General features: G+C 45.5%; 23 protein-coding genes, 2 tRNA genes and 1 pseudogene. 20 read left to right on the top strand and 6 right to left on the bottom strand.

The window, feature by feature from the left end; all coding sequences use genetic code 11:
- A pseudogene (locus R7040_RS23375) lies at positions 1–1,133 on the bottom strand (transketolase); the annotation flags it as partial.
- 315 nt (positions 1,134–1,448) lie between these two features.
- Here R7040_RS23375 and metK point away from each other — a divergent pair.
- From metK to ruvX, 8 genes are all read left to right on the top strand, one after another.
- Complete coding sequence (gene metK / locus R7040_RS23380; protein WP_005384541.1) at positions 1,449–2,603, top strand: methionine adenosyltransferase; 1,155 nt, start codon at positions 1,449–1,451, stop codon at positions 2,601–2,603.
- Between the two features lie 402 nt (positions 2,604–3,005).
- The gene (locus R7040_RS23385) at positions 3,006–3,803 is read left to right on the top strand and encodes a DUF2189 domain-containing protein (RefSeq protein ID WP_005381026.1); all 798 of its coding nucleotides are present in this window, start codon (positions 3,006–3,008) and stop codon (positions 3,801–3,803) included.
- Between the two features lie 67 nt (positions 3,804–3,870).
- Complete coding sequence (locus tag R7040_RS23390; RefSeq protein ID WP_054577166.1) at positions 3,871–4,368, top strand: SprT family zinc-dependent metalloprotease; 498 nt, start codon at positions 3,871–3,873, stop codon at positions 4,366–4,368.
- Between the two features lie 150 nt (positions 4,369–4,518).
- A complete protein-coding gene (gene endA / locus R7040_RS23395; protein ID WP_170897433.1) occupies positions 4,519–5,214 on the top strand; it encodes a deoxyribonuclease I in 696 nt (231 codons plus the stop codon).
- 113 nt (positions 5,215–5,327) lie between these two features.
- Positions 5,328–6,059: a 16S rRNA (uracil(1498)-N(3))-methyltransferase gene (rsmE, locus tag R7040_RS23400; protein ID WP_017821890.1), complete on the top strand. Its 732-nt coding sequence runs from the start codon at positions 5,328–5,330 to the stop codon at positions 6,057–6,059.
- A gap of 13 nt (positions 6,060–6,072) precedes the next feature.
- Positions 6,073–7,023 (top strand): glutathione synthase, encoded by a 951-nt coding sequence (gene gshB / locus R7040_RS23405; protein WP_005381021.1) that lies wholly within the window; start codon positions 6,073–6,075, stop codon positions 7,021–7,023.
- 127 nt (positions 7,024–7,150) lie between these two features.
- Positions 7,151–7,714 carry a YqgE/AlgH family protein gene (locus tag R7040_RS23410; RefSeq protein WP_005381020.1) on the top strand — a complete coding sequence of 188 codons (564 nt, stop codon included), beginning with the start codon at positions 7,151–7,153 and terminating at the stop codon, positions 7,712–7,714.
- A gap of 35 nt (positions 7,715–7,749) precedes the next feature.
- On the top strand, positions 7,750–8,175 hold the full coding sequence (ruvX, locus tag R7040_RS23415) for a Holliday junction resolvase RuvX (protein ID WP_005381017.1): 426 nt from the start codon (positions 7,750–7,752) through the stop codon (positions 8,173–8,175).
- Between the two features lie 61 nt (positions 8,176–8,236).
- Here ruvX and R7040_RS23420 read toward each other — a convergent pair whose 3' ends face one another.
- Together R7040_RS23420 and R7040_RS23425 are read right to left on the bottom strand one after the other, a co-directional pair.
- Entirely contained in the window at positions 8,237–9,343 is a 1,107-nt protein-coding gene (locus R7040_RS23420; RefSeq protein ID WP_005381016.1) for a PilT/PilU family type 4a pilus ATPase, read from the bottom strand.
- A 30-nt stretch (positions 9,344–9,373) separates the two neighbouring features.
- Entirely contained in the window at positions 9,374–10,414 is a 1,041-nt protein-coding gene (locus tag R7040_RS23425; protein ID WP_005381015.1) for a type IV pilus twitching motility protein PilT, read from the bottom strand.
- A gap of 28 nt (positions 10,415–10,442) precedes the next feature.
- Here R7040_RS23425 and R7040_RS23430 point away from each other — a divergent pair, with 28 nt between their 5' ends.
- From R7040_RS23430 to hemW, 7 genes are all read left to right on the top strand, one after another.
- Positions 10,443–11,144 carry a YggS family pyridoxal phosphate-dependent enzyme gene (locus tag R7040_RS23430; protein ID WP_053306787.1) on the top strand — a complete coding sequence of 234 codons (702 nt, stop codon included), beginning with the start codon at positions 10,443–10,445 and terminating at the stop codon, positions 11,142–11,144.
- 159 nt (positions 11,145–11,303) lie between these two features.
- Positions 11,304–12,122 carry a pyrroline-5-carboxylate reductase gene (gene proC / locus R7040_RS23435; protein ID WP_005381013.1) on the top strand — a complete coding sequence of 273 codons (819 nt, stop codon included), beginning with the start codon at positions 11,304–11,306 and terminating at the stop codon, positions 12,120–12,122.
- 52 nt (positions 12,123–12,174) lie between these two features.
- Positions 12,175–12,732, top strand: a complete 558-nt coding sequence (locus R7040_RS23440) for a YggT family protein (RefSeq protein WP_005381012.1) — start codon at positions 12,175–12,177, stop codon at positions 12,730–12,732.
- Positions 12,732–13,022 carry a DUF167 family protein YggU gene (yggU, locus tag R7040_RS23445; RefSeq protein ID WP_005381011.1) on the top strand — a complete coding sequence of 97 codons (291 nt, stop codon included), beginning with the start codon at positions 12,732–12,734 and terminating at the stop codon, positions 13,020–13,022. Before R7040_RS23440 ends, yggU begins: the two co-directional genes overlap by 1 nt.
- Before the next feature lie 128 nt (positions 13,023–13,150).
- Positions 13,151–13,582 carry a DUF4426 domain-containing protein gene (locus tag R7040_RS23450; protein WP_005381010.1) on the top strand — a complete coding sequence of 144 codons (432 nt, stop codon included), beginning with the start codon at positions 13,151–13,153 and terminating at the stop codon, positions 13,580–13,582.
- 118 nt (positions 13,583–13,700) lie between these two features.
- Positions 13,701–14,303: an XTP/dITP diphosphatase gene (locus R7040_RS23455; RefSeq protein WP_005381009.1), complete on the top strand. Its 603-nt coding sequence runs from the start codon at positions 13,701–13,703 to the stop codon at positions 14,301–14,303.
- Between the two features lie 18 nt (positions 14,304–14,321).
- Complete coding sequence (gene hemW / locus R7040_RS23460) at positions 14,322–15,500, top strand: radical SAM family heme chaperone HemW (RefSeq protein ID WP_042521300.1); 1,179 nt, start codon at positions 14,322–14,324, stop codon at positions 15,498–15,500.
- 90 nt (positions 15,501–15,590) lie between these two features.
- Here the strand turns inward: hemW and glsB are convergent, their stop codons facing one another.
- The 3 genes from glsB to trmB form a co-directional block, all read right to left on the bottom strand.
- Positions 15,591–16,511 carry a glutaminase B gene (gene glsB, locus R7040_RS23465; protein ID WP_318081609.1) on the bottom strand — a complete coding sequence of 307 codons (921 nt, stop codon included), beginning with the start codon at positions 16,509–16,511 and terminating at the stop codon, positions 15,591–15,593.
- A 98-nt stretch (positions 16,512–16,609) separates the two neighbouring features.
- Positions 16,610–17,638, bottom strand: a complete 1,029-nt coding sequence (locus tag R7040_RS23470) for a TRM11 family SAM-dependent methyltransferase (protein WP_005384509.1) — start codon at positions 17,636–17,638, stop codon at positions 16,610–16,612.
- A 17-nt stretch (positions 17,639–17,655) separates the two neighbouring features.
- Positions 17,656–18,375 carry a tRNA (guanosine(46)-N7)-methyltransferase TrmB gene (gene trmB / locus R7040_RS23475; protein WP_005384506.1) on the bottom strand — a complete coding sequence of 240 codons (720 nt, stop codon included), beginning with the start codon at positions 18,373–18,375 and terminating at the stop codon, positions 17,656–17,658.
- A 203-nt stretch (positions 18,376–18,578) separates the two neighbouring features.
- Here trmB and mutY point away from each other — a divergent pair, with 203 nt between their 5' ends.
- From mutY to R7040_RS23500, 5 genes are all read left to right on the top strand, one after another.
- Positions 18,579–19,655 (top strand): A/G-specific adenine glycosylase, encoded by a 1,077-nt coding sequence (mutY, locus tag R7040_RS23480; protein ID WP_017635575.1) that lies wholly within the window; start codon positions 18,579–18,581, stop codon positions 19,653–19,655.
- A gap of 19 nt (positions 19,656–19,674) precedes the next feature.
- Positions 19,675–19,947 carry an oxidative damage protection protein gene (locus R7040_RS23485; protein ID WP_005381002.1) on the top strand — a complete coding sequence of 91 codons (273 nt, stop codon included), beginning with the start codon at positions 19,675–19,677 and terminating at the stop codon, positions 19,945–19,947.
- 77 nt (positions 19,948–20,024) lie between these two features.
- Entirely contained in the window at positions 20,025–21,164 is a 1,140-nt protein-coding gene (gene mltC, locus R7040_RS23490; RefSeq protein WP_005381001.1) for a membrane-bound lytic murein transglycosylase MltC, read from the top strand.
- 100 nt (positions 21,165–21,264) lie between these two features.
- Positions 21,265–21,340, top strand: a tRNA-Phe gene (locus R7040_RS23495).
- Between the two features lie 66 nt (positions 21,341–21,406).
- Positions 21,407–21,482: transfer RNA gene (locus R7040_RS23500), tRNA-Thr, on the top strand.

A 21,482-nucleotide genomic window follows, 5' to 3' on the forward strand; every position in this document is an offset into this window, starting at 1 on the left:
GAACCACCCATAAACTCAGGAAGCATTTGACCAAACGCTTCTAGTGCATTTTGCGATGCTTTACGTGATGCAATGTTCGCTGGGTTTGCTTGAAGATCAGCAATGATTTGGTTCGCTTTTTCTTCCCACTGTGCAGGAAGTTCGCCGTTTAGACGACGTTTAAGCTCTGCCGCTTCAGCAGGGTAAGCTGCAGCGTATGCTTCGAATTTTTCATTCCAAGCTGCTTCTTTCGCGGCGCCCGCTTCTTTTGCATCCCACTCAGCGTAAACATCTGCCGGGATCTCAAATGGGCCGTACTCCCAACCTAGGTATTCGCGAGCCGCTTGGATTTCATCGTGACCTAGTGGTGCACCGTGACAGTCGTGCGAACCAGACTTGTTAGGAGAACCGAAACCGATAATTGTTTTGGTACAGATAAGCGTAGGACGTGGGTCCGCTTTTGCTGCTTCAATTGCTGCGTTGATCGCGTCTGAGTCGTGACCATCGACTGCTGGGATTACATGCCAGCCGTACGCTTCAAAACGCTTAGGTGTATCGTCAGAGAACCAGCCTTCAACGTGACCGTCGATAGAAATGCCGTTGTCATCCCAAAACGCGATCAGTTTGCCTAGACCTAACGTCCCAGCAAGAGAGCATGCTTCATGCGAGATGCCTTCCATTAGACAGCCGTCACCCATGAACACATACGTAAAGTGGTCAACGATATCGTGACCTTCTTTGTTGAACTGTGCCGCTAGTGCTTTCTCTGCGATCGCCATACCAACAGCGTTAGTGATGCCTTGACCTAGAGGACCCGTTGTTGTCTCGATACCAGGCGCGTAGCCGTACTCTGGGTGACCTGGGGTTTTTGAGTGCAATTGACGGAAGTTTTTCAGATCGTCAATAGATAGCTCGTAACCGCTTAAGTGCAGTAGAGAGTAAATAAGCATTGACCCATGACCGTTTGACAGCACAAAGCGATCGCGGTCGGCCCACTCTGGGTTTGAAGGGTTATGGTTTAGGTGAGAGCGCCAAAGAACTTCAGCGATATCAGCCATACCCATTGGTGCGCCTGGGTGGCCTGAGTTAGCTTGTTGAACACCATCCATGCTTAGAGCACGAATTGCATTGGCAAGATGTTTACGAGACGACATGTCTGCTCCTGAGTACATTAAGCGAAACGAAAAGTAGGTCATAATTCTCTCAAAGCCCTGTTGGGTGTGCAAACGTTTTCCAGTCCAAAACCTCACAAATATTGCACCTTTCGCGCCAAATCGTTCGAAGTTCTTAAAATTATCAATAAATCAGGCAAACGTTTGGTTATAACAAAAACCAAAAAAGAGCTTGTAATTCGAGCAATCAAATTTAGAATAGACGTCTAGATGTAGATACACCTACAAAAATTAGTATTAATTTGCGCTGGAGAGTTTATCATTCCCCAGTTTTAAACCAGATATAGTGGAGCTAACATGGCTAAGCACCTGTTTACTTCTGAGTCAGTATCAGAAGGTCATCCAGATAAAATTGCAGACCAGATTTCTGATGCGGTTCTTGACGCGATTCTAGAGCAAGATCCAAAGGCTCGTGTTGCATGTGAGACTTACGTTAAAACCGGTATGGTAATGGTGGGTGGTGAAATCACGACTTCAGCATGGGTAGACATCGAAGAGTTAACTCGTGAAACCGTTCGTGAAATCGGCTACGTACATTCAGATATGGGCTTTGACGCAGATTCTTGTGCGGTACTAAACACAATCGGTAAACAGTCGCCAGATATCAACCAAGGTGTTGATAAAGCTGACCCTAAAGAACAAGGTGCAGGCGACCAAGGCATCATGTTTGGTTACGCTTGTAACGAAACTGAAGTACTAATGCCAGCGCCAATTACTTACTCTCACCGTCTTGTTCAAAAGCAAGCAGAAGTTCGTAAAAACGGCACACTACCTTGGTTGCGTCCTGATGCAAAATCTCAGGTAACATTCCAATACGATCAAGGTAACATCGTTGGTATCGACGCGGTTGTTCTTTCAACTCAACACTGTGACTCAATCTCAACTTCAGACCTGCGTGAAGCGGTAATGGAAGAGATCATTAAGCCAGTACTACCTTCTGAGTGGATCAACAAAGAAACAAACTTCTTCATTAACCCAACCGGTCGCTTCGTAATCGGTGGTCCTATGGGTGACTGTGGCCTAACTGGTCGTAAGATCATCGTAGATACCTACGGCGGCGCAGCTCGTCACGGTGGCGGTGCGTTTTCTGGTAAAGATCCATCAAAAGTTGACCGTAGTGCAGCATACGCAGCACGCTACGTAGCGAAAAACATCGTAGCGGCAGGCATGGCTGACCGTTGTGAGATCCAACTTTCTTACGCAATCGGTGTTGCTGATCCAACGTCTATCATGGTGGAAACGTTCGGTACTGAGAAAGTACCTCACGACATCATCATTGAAGCGGTTCGTCAATTCTTCGACCTACGTCCATACGGTCTACAAGAAATGCTTAACCTTCTTCAACCTATCTACAAGAAGACAGCGGCATACGGTCACTTCGGTCGTGAAGAATTCCCGTGGGAAGCGACAGACAAAGCTGCACTTCTACGCGATTTCGCTGGCATCAAATAATCAAGCTAAGCAAGAATCAATCAAGCCCTCGCCTATGGTGGGGGCTTTTTATTTTCAGCAACTTTTATCTAGTCATTTCGGCTCATACCGCCCTGCCCCACAAAGCAGTCCTGTTTCTCCCTCATTTTTATACCGAATAAATTTTAAGCAATTATTTGTAAATTATCCCATCTCCGCCAATAGTTAAAATATTGTTAATTCCAATTTAAATAGAGACGTCGGATGCTGGCGACTGTGGAAGCAACACTTAAGTAAAGACATGAGTTAAGCATCTTTATGGCCGATACCAAACTAAGCCAATGCTCAGATGTAAACTTGAAAAAGTCGCTTCAAGTTTGACTGAACAAAAACCGCTGTCAGTTGGTATAAGCGGATAATGTGGGAATAAATCAAGGAGGAGTTATGCCTCGAACTGTTAATCCATCGGACTTCCACAACAAGCGAAAGGAAGTGCCAGACAACGAATACGCCAGAACCATACCGTGCAATACGGTCAATCTTTCTGCACCTTTTCATTGGCTCGCATTAGGTCTGCATGATTTCGTGCGAATGCCGCTTATTAGTGCTTTCTATGGCATCTGTTTTATGGCAGCTGCCATAGGCATTGTTTTGCTCGTACAGTGGCAAGGCACACACTTGGTCGTCATGCCCAGTTTGATTGTTTACATGTTAATTGGTCCGTTTCTCGCGCTGGGCTTGTATGATGCCAGTTGGGAGAGAGAGCGCGGACACAAAGCAAGCTTGTTCCATTCAATGAAAGCGATCGGTCGTAACTCAACATCTCAATGGGCGTTCGCCGTGTTACTCGCAGTGTGTATGATATTTTGGATGCGCATTGCCGCTCTACTTCATGCACTCTACCCTTCTGTTCAAGGGGCACCTTTAAGTGAGTTCCTACCCTTCCTTGTCATCGGCTCTTTAGTTGGCTTTGTTTTGGCTTGTGTGGTGTTTAGCATTTCAGCCTTTTCTATTCCGCTCATGATGGAGCGTCGCGTAGACATGATGACCGCTGTGTTTACCAGCTTTAATGCCGTGAAATCCAACATTCCAGCAATGATTGTTTGGGCAGCGATCATCTGTGGCGGTATTCTTATCGGCTTTGCGACCTACGGGATCGGAATGTTGTTTACCATGCCAATTCTAGGCTACGGTACATGGCACGCTTACCATGCCACCATCAAGAAAAAACACACACCATAATTAACTGATGCTATGATCTGGCCCTCGCAATGCGGGGGCTTTTTTATTTGATTTATCGAGGTGAATTGTGGATATAGAACTCAGCTATAAAGCCAAGCAAGTGATGGCGGGATGTATCGCGATGGCGGAACAAGCTTTCAAACGTTCTTTCCCGATTCCAACAATCACCTTCGACGTCCGTGGGAAAGCGGCAGGAAAAGCCTACCTTCAATTAAATCAAGTACGCCTAAACCCTGTTTTATTTCGCGAAAACACCCAAGCATTCTTAGATGAAGTCATTCCTCATGAAGTAGCACACCTGATTACTTATCAGGTTTACGGGCGAGTTAGGCCTCACGGTAAAGAATGGAAAGGCGTCATGGAAGCCGTATTTAACGTACCAGCCAAAACCACTCACAGCTTTGAAGTAAAATCCGTTCAAGGTAAAACCTTTGAGTATCGTTGTGGTTGTATGACCTACCCTCTATCGATTCACCGTCATAATAAAGTGCTGCGCAAAGAGGCGACGTACTCTTGTCAAAAATGCCGCCAACCACTTAACTTCACCGGCATTCAATTATCGTAGCCCTTACCTCATAGTGTTAATTGCGTTCCCAAAATAAAGATCGAGTTGATCAAAACCTTCCCTTCGCCAACTATTGTTAACTTACTCATCACTAAAGCTATTTTATGCGTGTTATCATGAATAAAGTCATACTTTATAAAGACTTTTATCATGAAATACTTATTCTCTCTGTTGCTTATCGCGCTTTCTAGCACTGCGATTGCCGCGCCACCGAGCTCATTCTCTGCAGCCAAACGTGAGGCGGTCAAAATTTATCAAGACCACCCAACAAGCTTTTACTGTGGCTGTAACATTCAATGGCAAGGCAAGAAAGGCTTACCCGATTTAGCCTCTTGCGGTTACCAAGTCCGTAAACAAGAAAAACGGGCTGCACGAATCGAATGGGAGCATGTGGTTCCTGCGTGGCAATTTGGCCACCAGCGTCAATGCTGGCAAGATGGCGGACGTAAAAACTGTAAGAAAAAAGACAAAACTTTTCGTTTGATGGAAGCAGACTTGCACAACCTAACTCCTGCTATTGGTGAAGTAAACGGTGACCGTTCGAACTACAACTTCAGCCAATGGAACGGTATGGATGGCGTGAGTTATGGTCGCTGTGAAATGCAAGTGAACTTTAAGCAGCGTAAAGTCATGCCACCAGACCGTGCGCGTGGTTCAATTGCTCGTACCTATCTATACATGAGCAAAGAGTACGGTTTCAAACTGTCGAAGCAGCAAACGCAATTAATGAGTGCTTGGAACAAAACCTATCCTGCCGATAAATGGGAATGTGAGCGTGACGAGCGCATTGCAAAAGTACAGGGCAATCACAACCCATTTGTTCAAGAAGCCTGCCGCGCACTGTAACCTCCGACCTCGAAGCGTTTCAATTACTGATATTGAAACGCTTCTTGCCCCTTGTTTTTTCGGTGCAAAGCATCCATGTTAGGGTTTAAGTTTATTCTCTTGCTGGAAATCTCATGCGTACCCCTCGAATTTATCATCCAGAAACTATTCATCAACTTGGCTCACTTGCTTTAAGTGACGACGCAGCAGGCCATATCGGTCGTGTTTTGCGCATGAAAGAAGGCCAAGACGTTCTCCTTTTTGACGGCAGTGGCGCAGAGTTCCCAGCGGTTATCAGTGAAGTCAGCAAGAAATCAGTTTTGGTTAACATCACCGAGCGTGTAGAAAGCAGTATTGAATCCCCTTTAGATCTGCACCTTGGTCAAGTCATTTCACGTGGCGATAAGATGGAGTTCACCATCCAAAAGTCTGTTGAACTTGGCGTCAATACCATCACTCCTCTGATTTCTGAACGTTGTGGTGTCAAGCTTGACCAAAAGCGTTTTGAGAAAAAACTCGCGCAATGGCAGAAAATCGCCATCAGTGCCTGTGAGCAATGTGGGCGTAATGTCGTGCCCGAAATTCGTCCAATTATGAGCTTGGAAGAGTGGTGTAAAGAAGAGTACGATGGTTTAAAGCTTAACCTTCACCCTCGTGCTAAATACTCAATCAACACTTTGCCAACCCCGGTTGAAAAAGTGCGCCTACTGATCGGTCCTGAAGGCGGTTTATCGTCTGAAGAAATCGAGATGACTCGAGAATACCAATTTGAAGAAACGCTACTCGGCCCTCGCGTTCTGCGCACCGAAACAGCGGCTCTGACAGCAATTACAGCCTTACAAGTTCGTTTCGGCGATCTTGGTTAAACGGAGAAAAATAATGATCAAACTCGGTATCGTAATGGACCCAATCTCGTCCATTAACATCAAAAAAGACTCTAGCTTTGCCATGATGCTTGAAGCGCAACGACGCGGCTATGAAATCCACTACATGGAAATGAATGATCTGCATCTCGATCAAGGCGTTGCCATTGCAGATACTAAAGTGGTGGAACTAAAAGAAGATCCAAACGGTTGGTACGAGTTCAAATCAGAGCAAACTATCGAACTGTCTGAGCTAGACGCGGTGCTAATGCGTAAAGATCCTCCGTTTGATACTGAATACATCTACGCGACGTACATCCTTGAGCGTGCAGAAGAACAAGGTGCACTGATCGTTAACAAGCCTCAAAGCTTACGTGATTGTAACGAAAAGCTGTTTACAGCATGGTTCCCAGAGCTGACACCTACAACGATCGTGACGCGAAAAGCAGAAAAAATTAAAGAATTTCGTGAAAAACATGGTGATGTCATCCTGAAACCGCTTGATGGTATGGGTGGCGCGTCCATCTTCCGTGTGAAAGAAAACGATCCAAACGTCTCTGTGATCATCGAGACATTGACTAACCACGGTCAAAACTACGCAATGGCGCAAACCTTCGTGCCAGACATCAGCAACGGTGACAAACGTATCTTAGTGGTAGATGGCGAACCTATGCCTTACTGTCTAGCACGCATTCCTGCTAAAGGCGAAACGCGCGGCAACCTAGCCGCTGGTGGTACTGGTGAAGCTCGTCCGCTAAGCGAAACCGACCTCAAAATTGCGCAAACCGTTGCTCCGACACTGAAAGAAAAAGGCCTTATCTTTGTTGGCCTTGACGTAATTGGCGACAAGCTAACAGAAATCAACGTCACCAGCCCAACCTGTATTCGCGAAATTGAAGCAGCTTTTGATATCTCAATCACAGGCAAGCTGATGGATGCGATTGAGCGTCGAGTAAAAGGCGAATAACTCAAACTGTATTACAGTTAATAGAGAGCGTAGTACATTAACTTAAGCAAACTCATGCACATACCTAGATGTAAATTGTATGATGTTTGCTTAAGGGCATTTACGAGAGTTAAGGGTCAGTATGAGTATGAATCTCACAAATCACTTTTTGGTTGCCATGCCTGGGATGAAAGATCCGTACTTTCAAAACAGCGTGATCTACGTTTGTGAGCACAACGAAGACGGCGCTATGGGGCTGATGATCAATGCTCCTGTTGATATCACCGTCGGCAACATGCTCAAGCAGGTGGAAGTTCAGCCAGTACACCCGCGCCTATTTGAAGCCAGTCTAGATAGACCAGTTTACAATGGCGGCCCAATCTCGGAAGATCGTGGCTTTATTTTGCATAAACCCAAAGATTACTACGAGTCCAGCGTCCAAATGACCGATGACCTCGCGGTAACCACTTCGCGTGATATTCTGTCGGTGTTAGGAACAGAAGCAGAACCAAGTGATTACTTAGTGGCACTTGGCTACTCCGGTTGGAGTGCAGGCCAATTAGAAAGTGAGCTGGTCGAAAACTCTTGGCTCACCATTGAAGCGACGCCTGAAATTATCTTTAATACACCAATCAACGAGCGTTGGAAGAAAGCGGTCGAAAAGCTGGGCATCGACCCAAGTCACCTTTCAGCAGACTCTGGACATGCTTAGTCCAAATATACAGTTACATTAGATAGAGACACCTTATGTCACGCACAATTATGGCTTTTGACTTTGGAACCAAAAGCATTGGTAGCGCTATTGGCCAAGAAATTACTGGTACAGCTTCCCCATTAAAAGCCTTTAAAGCCAATGACGGTATTCCAAACTGGGACGATATCGAAAAGCAAATCAAAGAGTGGCAACCAGATTTGCTAGTGGTCGGCTTACCGACCGATCTGCATGGTAAAGACCTTGAGACCATAACCCCTCGTGCACGAAAATTTGCTAAGCGTCTGCAAGGCCGATACGGATTGCCAGTTGAACTGCATGATGAGCGTTTATCTACTGCAGAAGCTCGTGCGGAGTTGTTCAGCATGGGCGGCTACAAAGCCCTATCGAAAGGTAATGTTGACTGCCAGTCAGCGGTGGTGATTCTAGAAAGCTGGTTTGAAGCCCTTTGGGGTGAGTAAACACTTCAAGCACAATGAAAAAAGGTTGGCTCCTGCCAACCTTTTTTGTTTCTGGATTGGATTAATCCATATCGATCTTAACGTTTGCCAAACTGCCCGTAGAGAATGCTTCACCACGCTGCGTTTTCAACATCAAGCGCAGATCATTTGCCGAGTCGGCACTATGTAGTGCATCCTCTTCGCTGATCTTACCTTGCATCACTAACTTATAAAGAGATTGATCGAACGTCAGCATACCAAACTCATTTGAGCGAGCCATGGTTGACTTCAACTCATGTAAATCTCCGCGACGAATCAAATCCGACACACGTGGGCTATTTAGCAAGATCTCAAATACACCATGACGTCCCTGCCCATTTTTATCTCGGATCAGCTGCTGACCAACCACGCCTTTTAGGTTCATCGACAAATCGAACAAGAATTGTTCTTTTTGATCTTTCGGTACCAAGTGAAGAATGCGCTCTAAAGCTTGGTTTGCATTGTTGGCGTGCAACGTTGCCATACACAGGTGACCCGTTTCGGCGAAGGTCATCGCGTATTCCATTGTTTCACGGCTACGGATCTCACCAATCAAAATCATATCTGGTGCTTGGCGCAGCGAGTTTTTAAGCGCAACTTCATAGCTTTCCGTATCTAACCCAACTTCGCGTTGAGTCACGATACAGCGCTTGTGTTCATGCACGAATTCGATCGGATCTTCGACCGTCAAAATGTGCCCGGTTTTATTGCTGTTTCGATAGCCTGTCATCGCCGCCATGGTGGTCGATTTACCCGATCCAGTAGCACCGACCACCAGCACCAAACCACGCTTAGCTATCGCCAAATCTTGCAACACTAACGGTAACTTTAACTGCTCAAAAGTAGGAATATTGGTTTCAATACGACGAATCACTGCGCCTGGTAACTCGCGTTGAAAAAAGGCACTCACACGGAAGCGACCACAATCTCTCACAATGGCAAAATTCGACTCGCGACTTTTACGAAATTCCTGACGCCGATCTGGTTCCATAGCGCTATCGAGTAATGCAGCCACATCACTCTCGGTAAGTTTTTCCCCTTGCGGACGCAATTCGCCATCCACACGAAATAGAATTGGCGCTCCAACCGTGATGTAAAGATCCGACGCTTTCAGCGCCAGCATGCCTTCGAGAAATTTATCTAGATCCATCTTCCGTATTCACCATTATCTGTATGAACGTTACGAGAATTGCTGCACTTCTAATCCGATCTTACTATCGACCTCTTCACGGGCAACCATGCCTTGCGCCATTAACTGACGAGCATTTTGCTCCATGGTTTGCATGCCGTGAGCCGCACCTGTTTGAATGATCGAATACATCTGCGCGACTTTGTCTTCGCGGATCAAGTTACGAATCGCAGGCGTTGCCATCATAATTTCATGGCATGCAATACGGCCACCACCATTACGCTTCAGAAGCTTTTGCGCGATAACCGAACGAAGGGACTCAGATAGCATCGAGCGGACCATATCTTTATCACTACCAGGAAACACATCGATAATACGGTCAATGGTTTTTGCCGCCGAGCTGGTGTGCAACGTCCCGAAAACTAAGTGACCCGTTTCTGCCGCCGTTAAGGCAAGACTGATGGTTTCTTTATCACGCATCTCACCAACCAGAATAACGTCTGGGTCTTCGCGCAATGCACTACGCAAAGCATTTTGGAAACTATGGGTGTCACGGTGAACTTCACGCTGGTTGATCAAACATTTATTGTTGTTGTGAACAAATTCAATCGGATCTTCAATTGTGAGTACGTGCTTGTTGTGATTACGGTTAATGTAGTCAACAATGGCTGCTAAGGTCGTCGATTTACCTGAACCTGTTGGGCCAGTGACCAGAACTAAGCCTTTTTCAGCGTTCGCAATTTTTTTGAAGATCTCTGGCGCTTCTAGCTCTTCCAGAGTTGGAATGCTACTTGGAATGGTACGGAATACTGCCGCACAACCGCGAGATTGGTTGAAAGCGTTGACACGGAAACGGCCAACGTTATGCAACTCAAAAGAGAAATCGACTTCGAGTTTTTCTTCGAACTCACTGCGCTGGGCATCGTTCATGATTTCGAAAACCAAACGATGCACTTCTTGGTGTGTAAACGCTGGAATGCCTAGTTTTCTTACATCCCCATCAATACGAACCATTGGTGGGACACCTGCAGAAAGATGTAGATCCGAGGCATTATGTTTTACACTAAAATCCAGTAACTCAGTGATATCCATTTAAAATCCTTAAGTCTAAAGTACAGCTATGAGTAGTATTCAACAAAATATTGAACATATCACCTCTCAAATTCGATATGACGAGCAAAAATGTGGTCGAACTCCAGAGTCAGTGCAACTTCTAGCGGTAAGCAAAACTAAACCTGTCGAGGCAATTCTCGAAGCCTACCAAGCGGGACAAACCGCCTTTGGTGAAAACTACGTTCAAGAGGGCGTCAGTAAAGTTCAGCACTTTGCCGTGCATTATCCAGATAATCGAATCGAATGGCACTTCATTGGCCCGATTCAATCGAATAAATCGCGACTTGTTGCTGAACATTTCGATTGGGTTCACACCATCGATCGAACCAAGATTGCTCAACGCCTGAATGATCAGCGGCCAAGCGAACTTAAACCGCTACAAGTTCTGATTCAGGTTAACACCAGTGGTGAGACATCTAAATCTGGTGTCACTGAAGCGGAAGTATTCGAGCTGGCGGAGTTGATTTCTCGCCTACCCAACCTCACTTTAAGAGGGTTGATGTCGATTCCTGCCAACGTGTCTGACTACGAATCACAACTCCGTGAATTTCAGAAGTTGGCTACGTTGAAGCAAACACTCGAAGCACAGTTCCCAGAAATCGATACATTATCAATGGGAATGAGTGGTGATATGACCGCTGCAATCGAAGCTGGTAGTACAATGGTTCGTATTGGAACCGCTATTTTCGGCGCACGAGACTACAGCTAAATCAACAAAACGCTCACTCGCGACATAAGTTATGTCGTCAATCGTTAGAGCGTAAATGCGCAATCATCTTACTCGCCAATAGGAGCAGTAAGTAACAGCGGCGCCATTATACACCTGAGCGCACAACAAATTCTAAATATCATGATGGAAATCAGACAAATGGAACATAAAAAAATCGCCTTCATTGGTGCTGGCAACATGGTGAGAGCCATTGTTTCCGGCTTGGTTGCTAACGGATATCCAGCGCAAAACATTACCGCGACGGCTCCTTCAGAGGCTCGCCGCCTTCTGCTAGAACAAGATTTTGGCATCCGTACCACCAGCGATAACATCCAAGCTGCGACCGAGGCGGATGTGGTGGTATTGTCTGTAAAACCGCAAATGATGGCGGATGTCTGTAAACCACTGCAATCGATCGATTTCACTAATAAACTGGTGATTTCTATTGCCGCAGGCATCAACTGTTCACGATTGGATGATATGCTAGCCACCAAATTGAACTTGGTTCGTGTTATGCCAAATACGCCATCACAACTTGGGTTGGGTATGAGTGGGTTGTTCGCACCAACTCATGTAACCGAGCACGACAAAGCTTTTGCCGCAGAGTTAATGGAAGCGGTCGGTAAAGTATGTTGGGTTGAGCAAGAGTCTGGCATCAATAATGTGATTGCCGCAGCGGGCAGTGCTCCAGCATACTTCTTCCTGTTTATGGAAGCGATGCAAGCAGAAGCGATTGCGCAAGGCTTTGATAAAGAGACCGCTCGACTATTGGTTCAGCAAGCGGCACTGGGCGCGGCCAGTATGGTGGTTAGCAACCCAGAAACTGAGCTATCGACCCTGCGTGAGAACGTAACTTCGAAAGGTGGGACAACGGCAGAAGCACTGCGTACATTCAACGAACATCAACTTTCAGATATTGTCGCTAAAGCCATGCAAGCTGCTGTGGCTCGCGCGGAAGAAATGGAAAAACTGTTTTAATTATTTGGATGAACTCCGTTTAGTATCATCCATCACTTGTTAAGGGTACCTTATGAATTCAATGAGTTTTCTCATCTCAACCCTATTTGACCTGTACATCATGGTCGTAATTTTGCGAATTTGGTTGCAAGCTGCGCGCGCAGACTTCTACAACCCATTCTCGCAATTTATAGTAAAAGCGACTCAGCCGGTCATTGGTCCATTGCGCCGCGTTATCCCTTCCGTGGGGAATATTGACCTAGCAACCGTGTTGTTTGCCTACGTGTTGTGTGTGCTTAAATTTGTCGTGCTTATCCTAATAGCTTCGAACGGTTCCGTCTCTTTCAGCGCTGACTTCTTATTCTTGGGCTTATTATCATTAATCAAAGCCGCAGGTGGCCTATTGTTCTGGGTACTATTGATCCGTGCAATTTTGAGCTGGGTAAGCCAAGGCCGCAGCCCTATCGAGTACGTATTCCATCAACTGACCGAGCCAATGTGCGCTCCAATCCGTCGTATTCTTCCGGCTATTGGTGGTCTTGATTTAAGCGTACTGGTGTTATTTATCGGCTTGCAGTTCGCGAACTTCTTAATGGGCGATATCATTGGTCCAATTTGGTTCCAGCTATAATGTCAGCTGCAGTTTGGCAAGATGGTGAGGACATCATCCTGAAGCTCTATATTCAACCTAAAGCTAGCCGCGATAAAATCGTTGGCTTGCATGGTGAAGAGCTAAAAATCGCCATTACTGCTCCACCTGTCGATGGCAAAGCTAATGCACACCTAACTAAGTTCTTAGCCAAGCAGTTTAAAATCGCTAAGGGTTTGGTTCACATAGAAAAAGGTGAATTAGGACGGCACAAACAAATTCGGATAGAATCGCCTACCCAGATACCGACAGAAATTAAAGCCATCATATGATGGCTTTTTATTTACGATTTTGTACCACACTTACTAATACCAACGACTGAGTACGCATTTTTTACCCCCTGACCAAGGTAAAATTGCAGCTATGGTTGTTTTATAACAAGTGCTTTGAGGAAGTAACAATGAGCAAATGGATTACCGCATTACTGATTAGCCTGTTGTCGTTACCAAGCTTCGCCGATCAGTTTAAAAATATGAAAGATATCGAAGTACACTATGTAGCGTTTAACTCAACATTCCTAACACCCAAAGTCGCACGTAGCTACGATATCAAACGTAATGGATACCTCGCTGTGGTTAATATTAGCGTGTTAGATAGAGCTTCATTGGGTAAACCAGCATTAGAAGCAAAAATTGCTGGACGCGCGAAGAACCTTATCGGCCAAACTCAGACCTTGACCTTTCGTGAAGTCAAAGAAGGCAATGCGATATACTATTTAGCCGAACTACCAATTACCCACGAAGAAACTTTTACTTTCGATATTGACGTAAAAGCTGGAAACAAAGGCTCAGGTAAGCTTAAATTCACCCAGAAGTTTTATGTTGAAGAGTAATTGGGTTGTGATGTTCCAAAAGCTTTTGGATCTAAGCAGGCTAAAAACCACTTATTAGTTAAAGAATATCTAGAGGAGAACGATTTGTTCTCCTCTATCACTATTAAAAGAGATTCCCATGAAAAAAATTGTGCTAGCAACTGGTAACCAAGGCAAAGTTCGTGAAATGGCAGATTTATTGTCTGACTTCGGCTTTGAAGTATTAGCGCAAAGTGAATTCAATGTATCGGAAGTAGCTGAAACGGGTACAACTTTCATTGAAAACGCAATCATTAAAGCTCGCCATGCCGCACAAGAAACAGGGCTTCCTGCCATTGCAGACGACTCTGGATTAGAAGTCGATTTCTTAAAAGGCGCTCCGGGCATTTACTCTGCACGTTACGCAGGCGAGAGCGCATCTGATCAAGAGAATCTAGAAAAATTGCTAGCGGCAATGGAAGGCGTACCAGAAGCAGAGCGTACAGCACGTTTCCACTGCGTATTAGTCCTCATGCGTCACGAGAACGACCCAACGCCTATCGTCTGTCACGGTAAATGGGAAGGCCGAATTCTAACTGAAGCACACGGTGAAAATGGCTTTGGCTACGACCCTATCTTCTTTGTTCCTGAAGACAACTGTGCGTCAGCCGAACTTGAACCTGCACGTAAGAAACAACTGTCTCACCGCGGTAAAGCGCTCAAGTCGTTGTTTGCTCAACTGTCTGAGCAAGTGTCTCAGTAATCACGAGCGAATTAGACCATGTTAACGCCCCCAGCACTCAGCTTGTATGTACACATCCCTTGGTGTGTGCAAAAGTGCCCGTATTGCGACTTTAACTCTCACGCGCTCAAAACCGAGATTCCAGAAGAAGAGTACATCAGTGCCCTTTTAGAAGATTTGGATACCGACATTGAGAAATACCGACTTAACGAAGCGCCACGTCCACTGCATTCAATCTTCATTGGTGGTGGTACGCCGAGTTTGATTTCGGCAGAAGGCATCGAGCGTCTACTTAAGGGCATTGAAGCGCGTATTCCGTTCAAGCCTGAAATCGAAATAACCATGGAAGCGAACCCAGGCACCATCGAAGCAGAGCGTTTTGTTGGCTACCGTAAAGCCGGGGTAACGCGTATCTCTATCGGCGTGCAAAGCTTTGAGCAACAAAAGCTTGAGCGTTTGGGGCGTATTCACGGCCAAGACGAAGCCGTCAACGCTGCTCAGCTGGCGCACCAAATCGGTTTGAACAGCTTTAACCTCGATCTCATGCACGGCTTACCTGATCAAAGCATCGAACAAGCCTTGGCAGATTTGGACAAAGCGATTGAGTTGGCACCGCCGCACTTGTCTTGGTATCAGCTGACCATCGAACCAAACACCATGTTCTACTACAAGCCACCAACGCTACCTGACGATGATGACTTGTGGGATATTTTCGAGCTCGGACACCAAAAACTTGCAGCCGCGGGTTATGTGCAATATGAAATCTCCGGTTACAGCAAGCCGGGCTATCAGTGTCAGCACAACCTCAACTACTGGCGCTTTGGTGATTACCTTGGTATCGGTTGTGGCTCTCATGGCAAACTCAGTTTTACCGACGGACGTATTATTCGAACGACAAAGGTAAAACACCCGCGAGGCTATTTAGCGGCTTATCAAAATATGGTCAAACCTTATCTGCATACAGAACATGTCGTCGCGGATGAAGATCGTCCATTCGAGTTTTTTATGAACCGATTCCGCTTAATCGAAGCCTGTCCGAAGCAAGATTATGTGGACACCACGGGCTTACCGCTTAGTACGATTCAAGAAACCATCGACTGGGCGATAGAAATGGGCTACCTGAGTGAAACGGCTACCCATTGGCAAATTACTGAAAAAGGGAAGCTCTTCCTTAATGATTTGCTCGAAGCCTTTATGGCCGAAGAAAGCGAAGAGTAACGCAACCCCAAAACAAAAAAAGCCTCTCAATTGAGAGGCTTTTTATTTAGAAACTGTGCCGTCCTAAATAAGGTTGACACATTTCCAACATTAGAAAATTGAACGGCCAATTCGCTCTGAGAGCAGCTCAAGCGCCTTAGTACCCGCAAGCGAGTTACCTGAAGGATCAAGCTCTGGAGACCATACTGAAATAGTCATTTCACCAGGTACTACCGCGATAATGCCACCACCAACACCAGACTTACCAGGCATACCAACGCGATAAGCAAACTCGCCCGCGCCATCATACAAGCCACACGTTGCTAACAGTGCATTAAGTTGTTTGGTTTGCACAGGAGAAACTACAGGCTTACCCGTTTGTACCGATGTGCCCTTGTTTGCTAAATAGCTAAACGTTTTAGCCAAATCGACGCAACTCATCTTCAGCGCACAAGCGTGGAAGTAGTTTTGTAGTACTGGAATCACCTCATTTTCGAAGTTGCCAAACGAGCGCATGAGATATGCAATCGCCGCATTACGATCACCATGCATCATTTCGGATGCCGCAACGACTTTGTCATACACAATATGGGTATCACCAGAAAGCTGACGCACAAATTCCAACAGGCGCTGACGAGGTGCAGATAAGCGAGTTTGTAACAAATCTGCCACTACTATCGCTCCAGCATTTATAAATGGATTACGAGGAATACCTTGCTCCATTTCTAGCTGGATTAGCGAATTAAATGCCTGCCCCGAAGGCTCTTTTCCCACTCGAGACCAAATTTCTTCTTGCTTGTACAAGCACATCGCTAACGTCAAGCTCAATGCTTTTGAAATAGATTGGATAGAGAAAGGTTCATCGGCATCACCCGCCTTAATAACCTCACCTTCGTTGGTGCATACCGCAATACCTAACTTGTTGCTGGGTACTTTTGCCAGAGCAGGAATGTAATCAGCCACTTTACCTTGGCCGATTAAAGGGCGTACTTCCGCCAAAATATCTGTCAAAATTTCCACTGTCGGTTTCATTCTCTACCTTCTATTTACAAGAGAACTCGTTGAGCTCAGAGGTAAAAAAAGCCAACGTGTCGTTGGCTTTTCCATAGGGTTCGTTCGACTCAAGTCGATTATGGTTTTACTGCCACAATAATATTGCGGTTGATAGATTGATCAACACGGTGAAGATAACCGATGTAAGGCTCTTCTGAAAGTACCTTCCAACCTTGCTCTTCAAATAATGCCGCGACATCTTTCCATTTCAATGTGAATTCATTGAAAGACAACACCACTGAACCTTGCTTTTTCAATACCACTTTCCATGCAGGCAGAGCCTCTTTTAAAAGCTCTAGTGGACTACGGTTCAGTTTGCTGTCCTTGGCATTTTTGCTGCCGTGCTGCACGCCATAAGGCAGATCAGACACCATCACATCAACTGAGTTCTTTTTCACGACTTGATCAGCGATACGAGTATCAGCCGAATACAGCTTCATAAACTGAAGATTGCCTTGGTTGTAATCTTCTTTATTTGCTGCAGCTTCAACCACGAAACCATCCGCCACTTTCTTGCCACCCGCAGTGCGCTTTTCTTTGCTCACTTTGTGCTTAAAGCGGCCATTCTTCATGAACTTAACAATAAAGGTCTGGATCTCTTGCACCCACTTGGCGTTGATCTCAACCCCTACCACGTTCAAACCGTGGATCAAGCCTTCAAATAAGGTTGTACCTTTACCACACATTGGATCCATTAAGGTCAGTTGTTCACTTCCCGTATTGGACGCACTAATGCCGATATTCACCATCAAACGGGTAAACTGCTCATTTGTTTTCCCGGTGTAGCGCAAAATCTGGCTCATGCTTTCCGGGAAAGTGTTAAATACGGGCGCTTGAACTGGTCGAAGTAAACCATCTTCGCGCACTTCAAATAGCGCATAGTAAATCGAAGAGGCTGCGATTCTTCGCGCCTGCTCATCGGTTAGCGCTTCCTGACAAGAAAACACCAACGCAGCAGGTAAGCCAACGTCTTTACTACCAATTTCTGTCACATCCACGCCTTGTGAAGCTAAAATTGCTTTTAGTTCAGAACAGGCAATGGTCATTGCGCTATCAAAGTAAATTCGGTTATGACCCGGATTCGCTAATATCGCGTAATGGTACATCCCATGAACTCCTCTGGTTACGCAATACGCTTATATTTGATATCCCAAACACCGTGACCAAGACGGTGACCACGAGCTTCAAACTTCGTTAGCGGGCGATCGTCTGGACGAGGAACGAAATCACCATCTTTAGCAATGTTTTCGAAACCTGGCGCTTGGTTCATCACTTCAATCATGTGCTCTGCGTAGTTTTCCCAGTCGGTCGCCATGTGGAAAATACCTTCATTAGGGATAAGCTTCTCACGCACCATTTCCGCAAAACCTAATTGAACAATACGACGCTTGTGGTGACGCTTCTTATGCCAAGGGTCTGGGAAGAACAATTGCAGTGTCGATAAGCTGCCATTTGGGATCATGTGTTCGAATACTTCTACCGCATCGTGACACATTACACGCAGGTTAGTAATTCCCGCTTCGCGAGCATCGGCAAGACAAGCACCAACGCCTGGGCTATGAACTTCGATACCGATGAAGTTTTTCTCTGGCGCGTTCTTTGCCATTTCAACCAATGAAGCACCCATACCAAAACCGATCTCAAGCACTACTGGGTTATCGTTGCCAAACACCTCTTTCCAATCGAGAAGTTCAGCTTTGAAGTCAATACCCATCGTAGGCCAGCATTCATTCATCGCGCTCTCTTGACCTTTAGTCAAACGCCCTTCACGGCGTACAAAGCTGCGGATTTTGCGGATCAGCTTTCCGTCTTCGTTGTATTCGTTAGTGGTTACTTCACTCATTGATTTTGCCTGCACATTGATTAATCAAAGCGGGGATTATCCAAAGAATTTACTTAGGTGCAAGTATTTGTTGAGCTCTTGGTCTATGGCAATCCAAAAGCAACGAAACACCTCTTTATATCCCTACTGTTTATCCGTTGTACTTCTTGCCCATTATGTGGTGCAATTTTGCACCTAACCAATAATAGAATACAGAGCAAGTCGTGACACCTTTCGCCAGTGCCATCCTAGAATGGTATGACGCATATGGAAGAAAAGATCTTCCGTGGCAACAAAATAAGACCGCATACAGTGTCTGGTTGTCTGAAATTATGCTTCAGCAAACTCAGGTCACTACGGTTATTCCGTATTACCAACGTTTCTTGGAGCGCTTTCCAACCGTAATCGATCTTGCCAATGCTGAGCAAGATGAAGTCCTACACCTTTGGACTGGCTTAGGGTATTACGCCCGAGCCCGTAACCTTCACAAAGCAGCACAAGAGGTCGCCTCTACATACAATGGTGAGTTTCCTCTTGATATAGAGAAAATGAACGCCCTACCGGGGATTGGTCGCTCTACTGCTGCCGCCATTTTATCGTCTGTGTATAAACAACCACACGCGATTCTTGATGGTAACGTGAAGCGCACCCTATCCCGCTGTTTCGCAGTTGCAGGATGGCCAGGACAAAAAAAGGTTGAAAACCAGCTGTGGGAAATTGCCGAAACGCATACCCCACAAACGGATGTAGATAAGTATAACCAGGCAATGATGGACATGGGCGCAATGGTCTGCACTCGCAGCAAACCCAAATGTAGCCTCTGCCCTGTTGCTGACCTGTGTGTGGCAAAACAACAAGGTAATGTGCTCGACTACCCGGGCAAAAAACCGAAGAAAGATAAACCAATCAAGCAAACTCGTTTCGTGATGCTTCACCACAACACCGAAAATGGTCATGAGGTGTGGTTAGAGCAAAGACCACAAACAGGCATTTGGGGTGGCTTATTCTGCTTCCCACAAACCGAACATGTGGATGCAGAAAGCGACATTGAATTGCTACTGGATCAACGCGGCATTCAAGCCAGCAATATCAAACAGAAGCAAACACTGATTACCTTTCGTCATACATTCAGCCATTACCACCTAGATATCACGCCAATTTTGATTGATTTATCAAAGCAACCGGACGTGATAATGGAAGGCAACAAAGGTCTTTGGTATAACTTATCTAAACCTGAAGAAGTCGGTTTAGCCGCGCCAGTAAAACTATTGCTGGAAACGCTACCCCACGAACTTCGTTAATTGAATACAAGGAGTCATTATGAGCCGCACTGTATTTTGTGCTCGACTAAAGAAAGAAGGCGAAGGTCTAGACTTTCAACTTTACCCTGGTGAACTAGGTAAACGCATTTTCGACAACATCTCGAAAGAAGCGTGGGCTCAGTGGCAACACAAACAAACCATGTTGATCAACGAGAAGAAACTCAACATGATGGATCCAGAACACCGCAAACTGATCGAAACAGAAATGGTAAATTTCCTCTTTGAAGGAAAAGACGTTCATATCGAAGGTTACACACCGCCGAGCGAATAAAGTCGCTTGAGTTAAACAATGACATCGCAACCATTTGTGGTGTCATTTTTCTATTACCTTCAATAACTCTGATACTTATGAAAAAAATTGTCTTTATTGCTGCCGCACTTTTAATGGCAGGCTGTAGCCGTGAATTCGTCGAAAAGATTTATGACGTCAACTACGAGCCAACAAACCGTTTTGCCAATAACTTAGCTGAGCTACCAGGACAATTTGAAAAAGATACTGCGGCGCTAGATGCCTTAATCAATAGCTTTTCAGGCAATATTCAAAAGCGCTGGGGTAAAAAAGAAATCAAGTACGCAGGCAAGAGTAATTACGTTAAGTACATCGATAACTACCTTAGCCGCGCCGAGGTCGACTTTCGCAAAGGCGTGATCACGATAGAGACCGTATCACCGACAGAGCCCCAAAAACACCTAAAAGACGCGATTGTCACCACCTTATTAACACCAGACGATCCCGCTCACGTCGACTTATTCTCCTCTAAAGGTATCACGTTAGAGGGGCAACCATTCCTGTATAAACAAGTTGTCGACCAAGACAATAAGCCAATTCAATGGTCTTGGCGGGCAAACCGATTTGCGGAATACCTCATCGCAAATAAAATAAAAACCAAAAATGTAGATTTCAAGAAAGCGTATTACGTCGAAATTCCCATGGTTGAAGACCACTTTTCAACTCGCAGCTACCAATACGCCGATATCGTGCGTCGAGCTTCCAAGAAATACGACATTCCAGAAGACTTGATATACGCCATTATTAAAACCGAGAGCAGTTTCAACCCATACGCGGTAAGTTGGGCAAATGCATATGGCCTAATGCAAGTTGTACCTAAAACAGCGGGACGAGATGTGTTCAAACTCGTGAAAAAGCGCTCGGGCCAACCAAGCCCTGAATATTTGTTTAATCCAGAAAACAACATAGATACTGGTACTGCGTATTTCTATATCTTAAAAAATCGTTATTTAAGAGAAGTCCGGCACCCTACCTCTCTCGAGTACAGCATGATTTCAGCTTACAATGGCGGTACTGGAGGAGTTTTAAACACATTTCATCGCAGTGATCGCAAACGCGCAATGCAAGATCTTAATTCATTGCAACCCAACCAAGTTTATTGGGCGTTAACCAAGAAACACCCGAACGCAGAAGCGCGTCGCTACCTAGAAAAAGTTACAAATTTCAAAAAGGAATTTAACTCGAAGCAAACTTTGTAGTGACAGTTGAATAAAAAGCGTTCGAACAACCACTTTTTTGAAATTATTTAAAAAAAGTGGTTGACGCAACGCGGGAAAATCCGTTTAATAGCGCTCCGTTGCCCGGATAGCTCAGTCGGTAGAGCAGAGGATTGAAAATCCTCGTGTCGGTGGTTCGATTCCGCCTCCGGGCACCACAATTTGATTTGTTGGTGTCTTAACGAAATGTTATAACACGGACAAAAGCACAAAGAATAAAGTGTGCCGACTTAGCTCAGTAGGTAGAGCAACTGACTTGTAATCAGTAGGTCACCAGTTCGATTCCGGTAGTCGGCACCA

This window comes from Vibrio sp. 1069 (genome assembly GCF_033340555.1).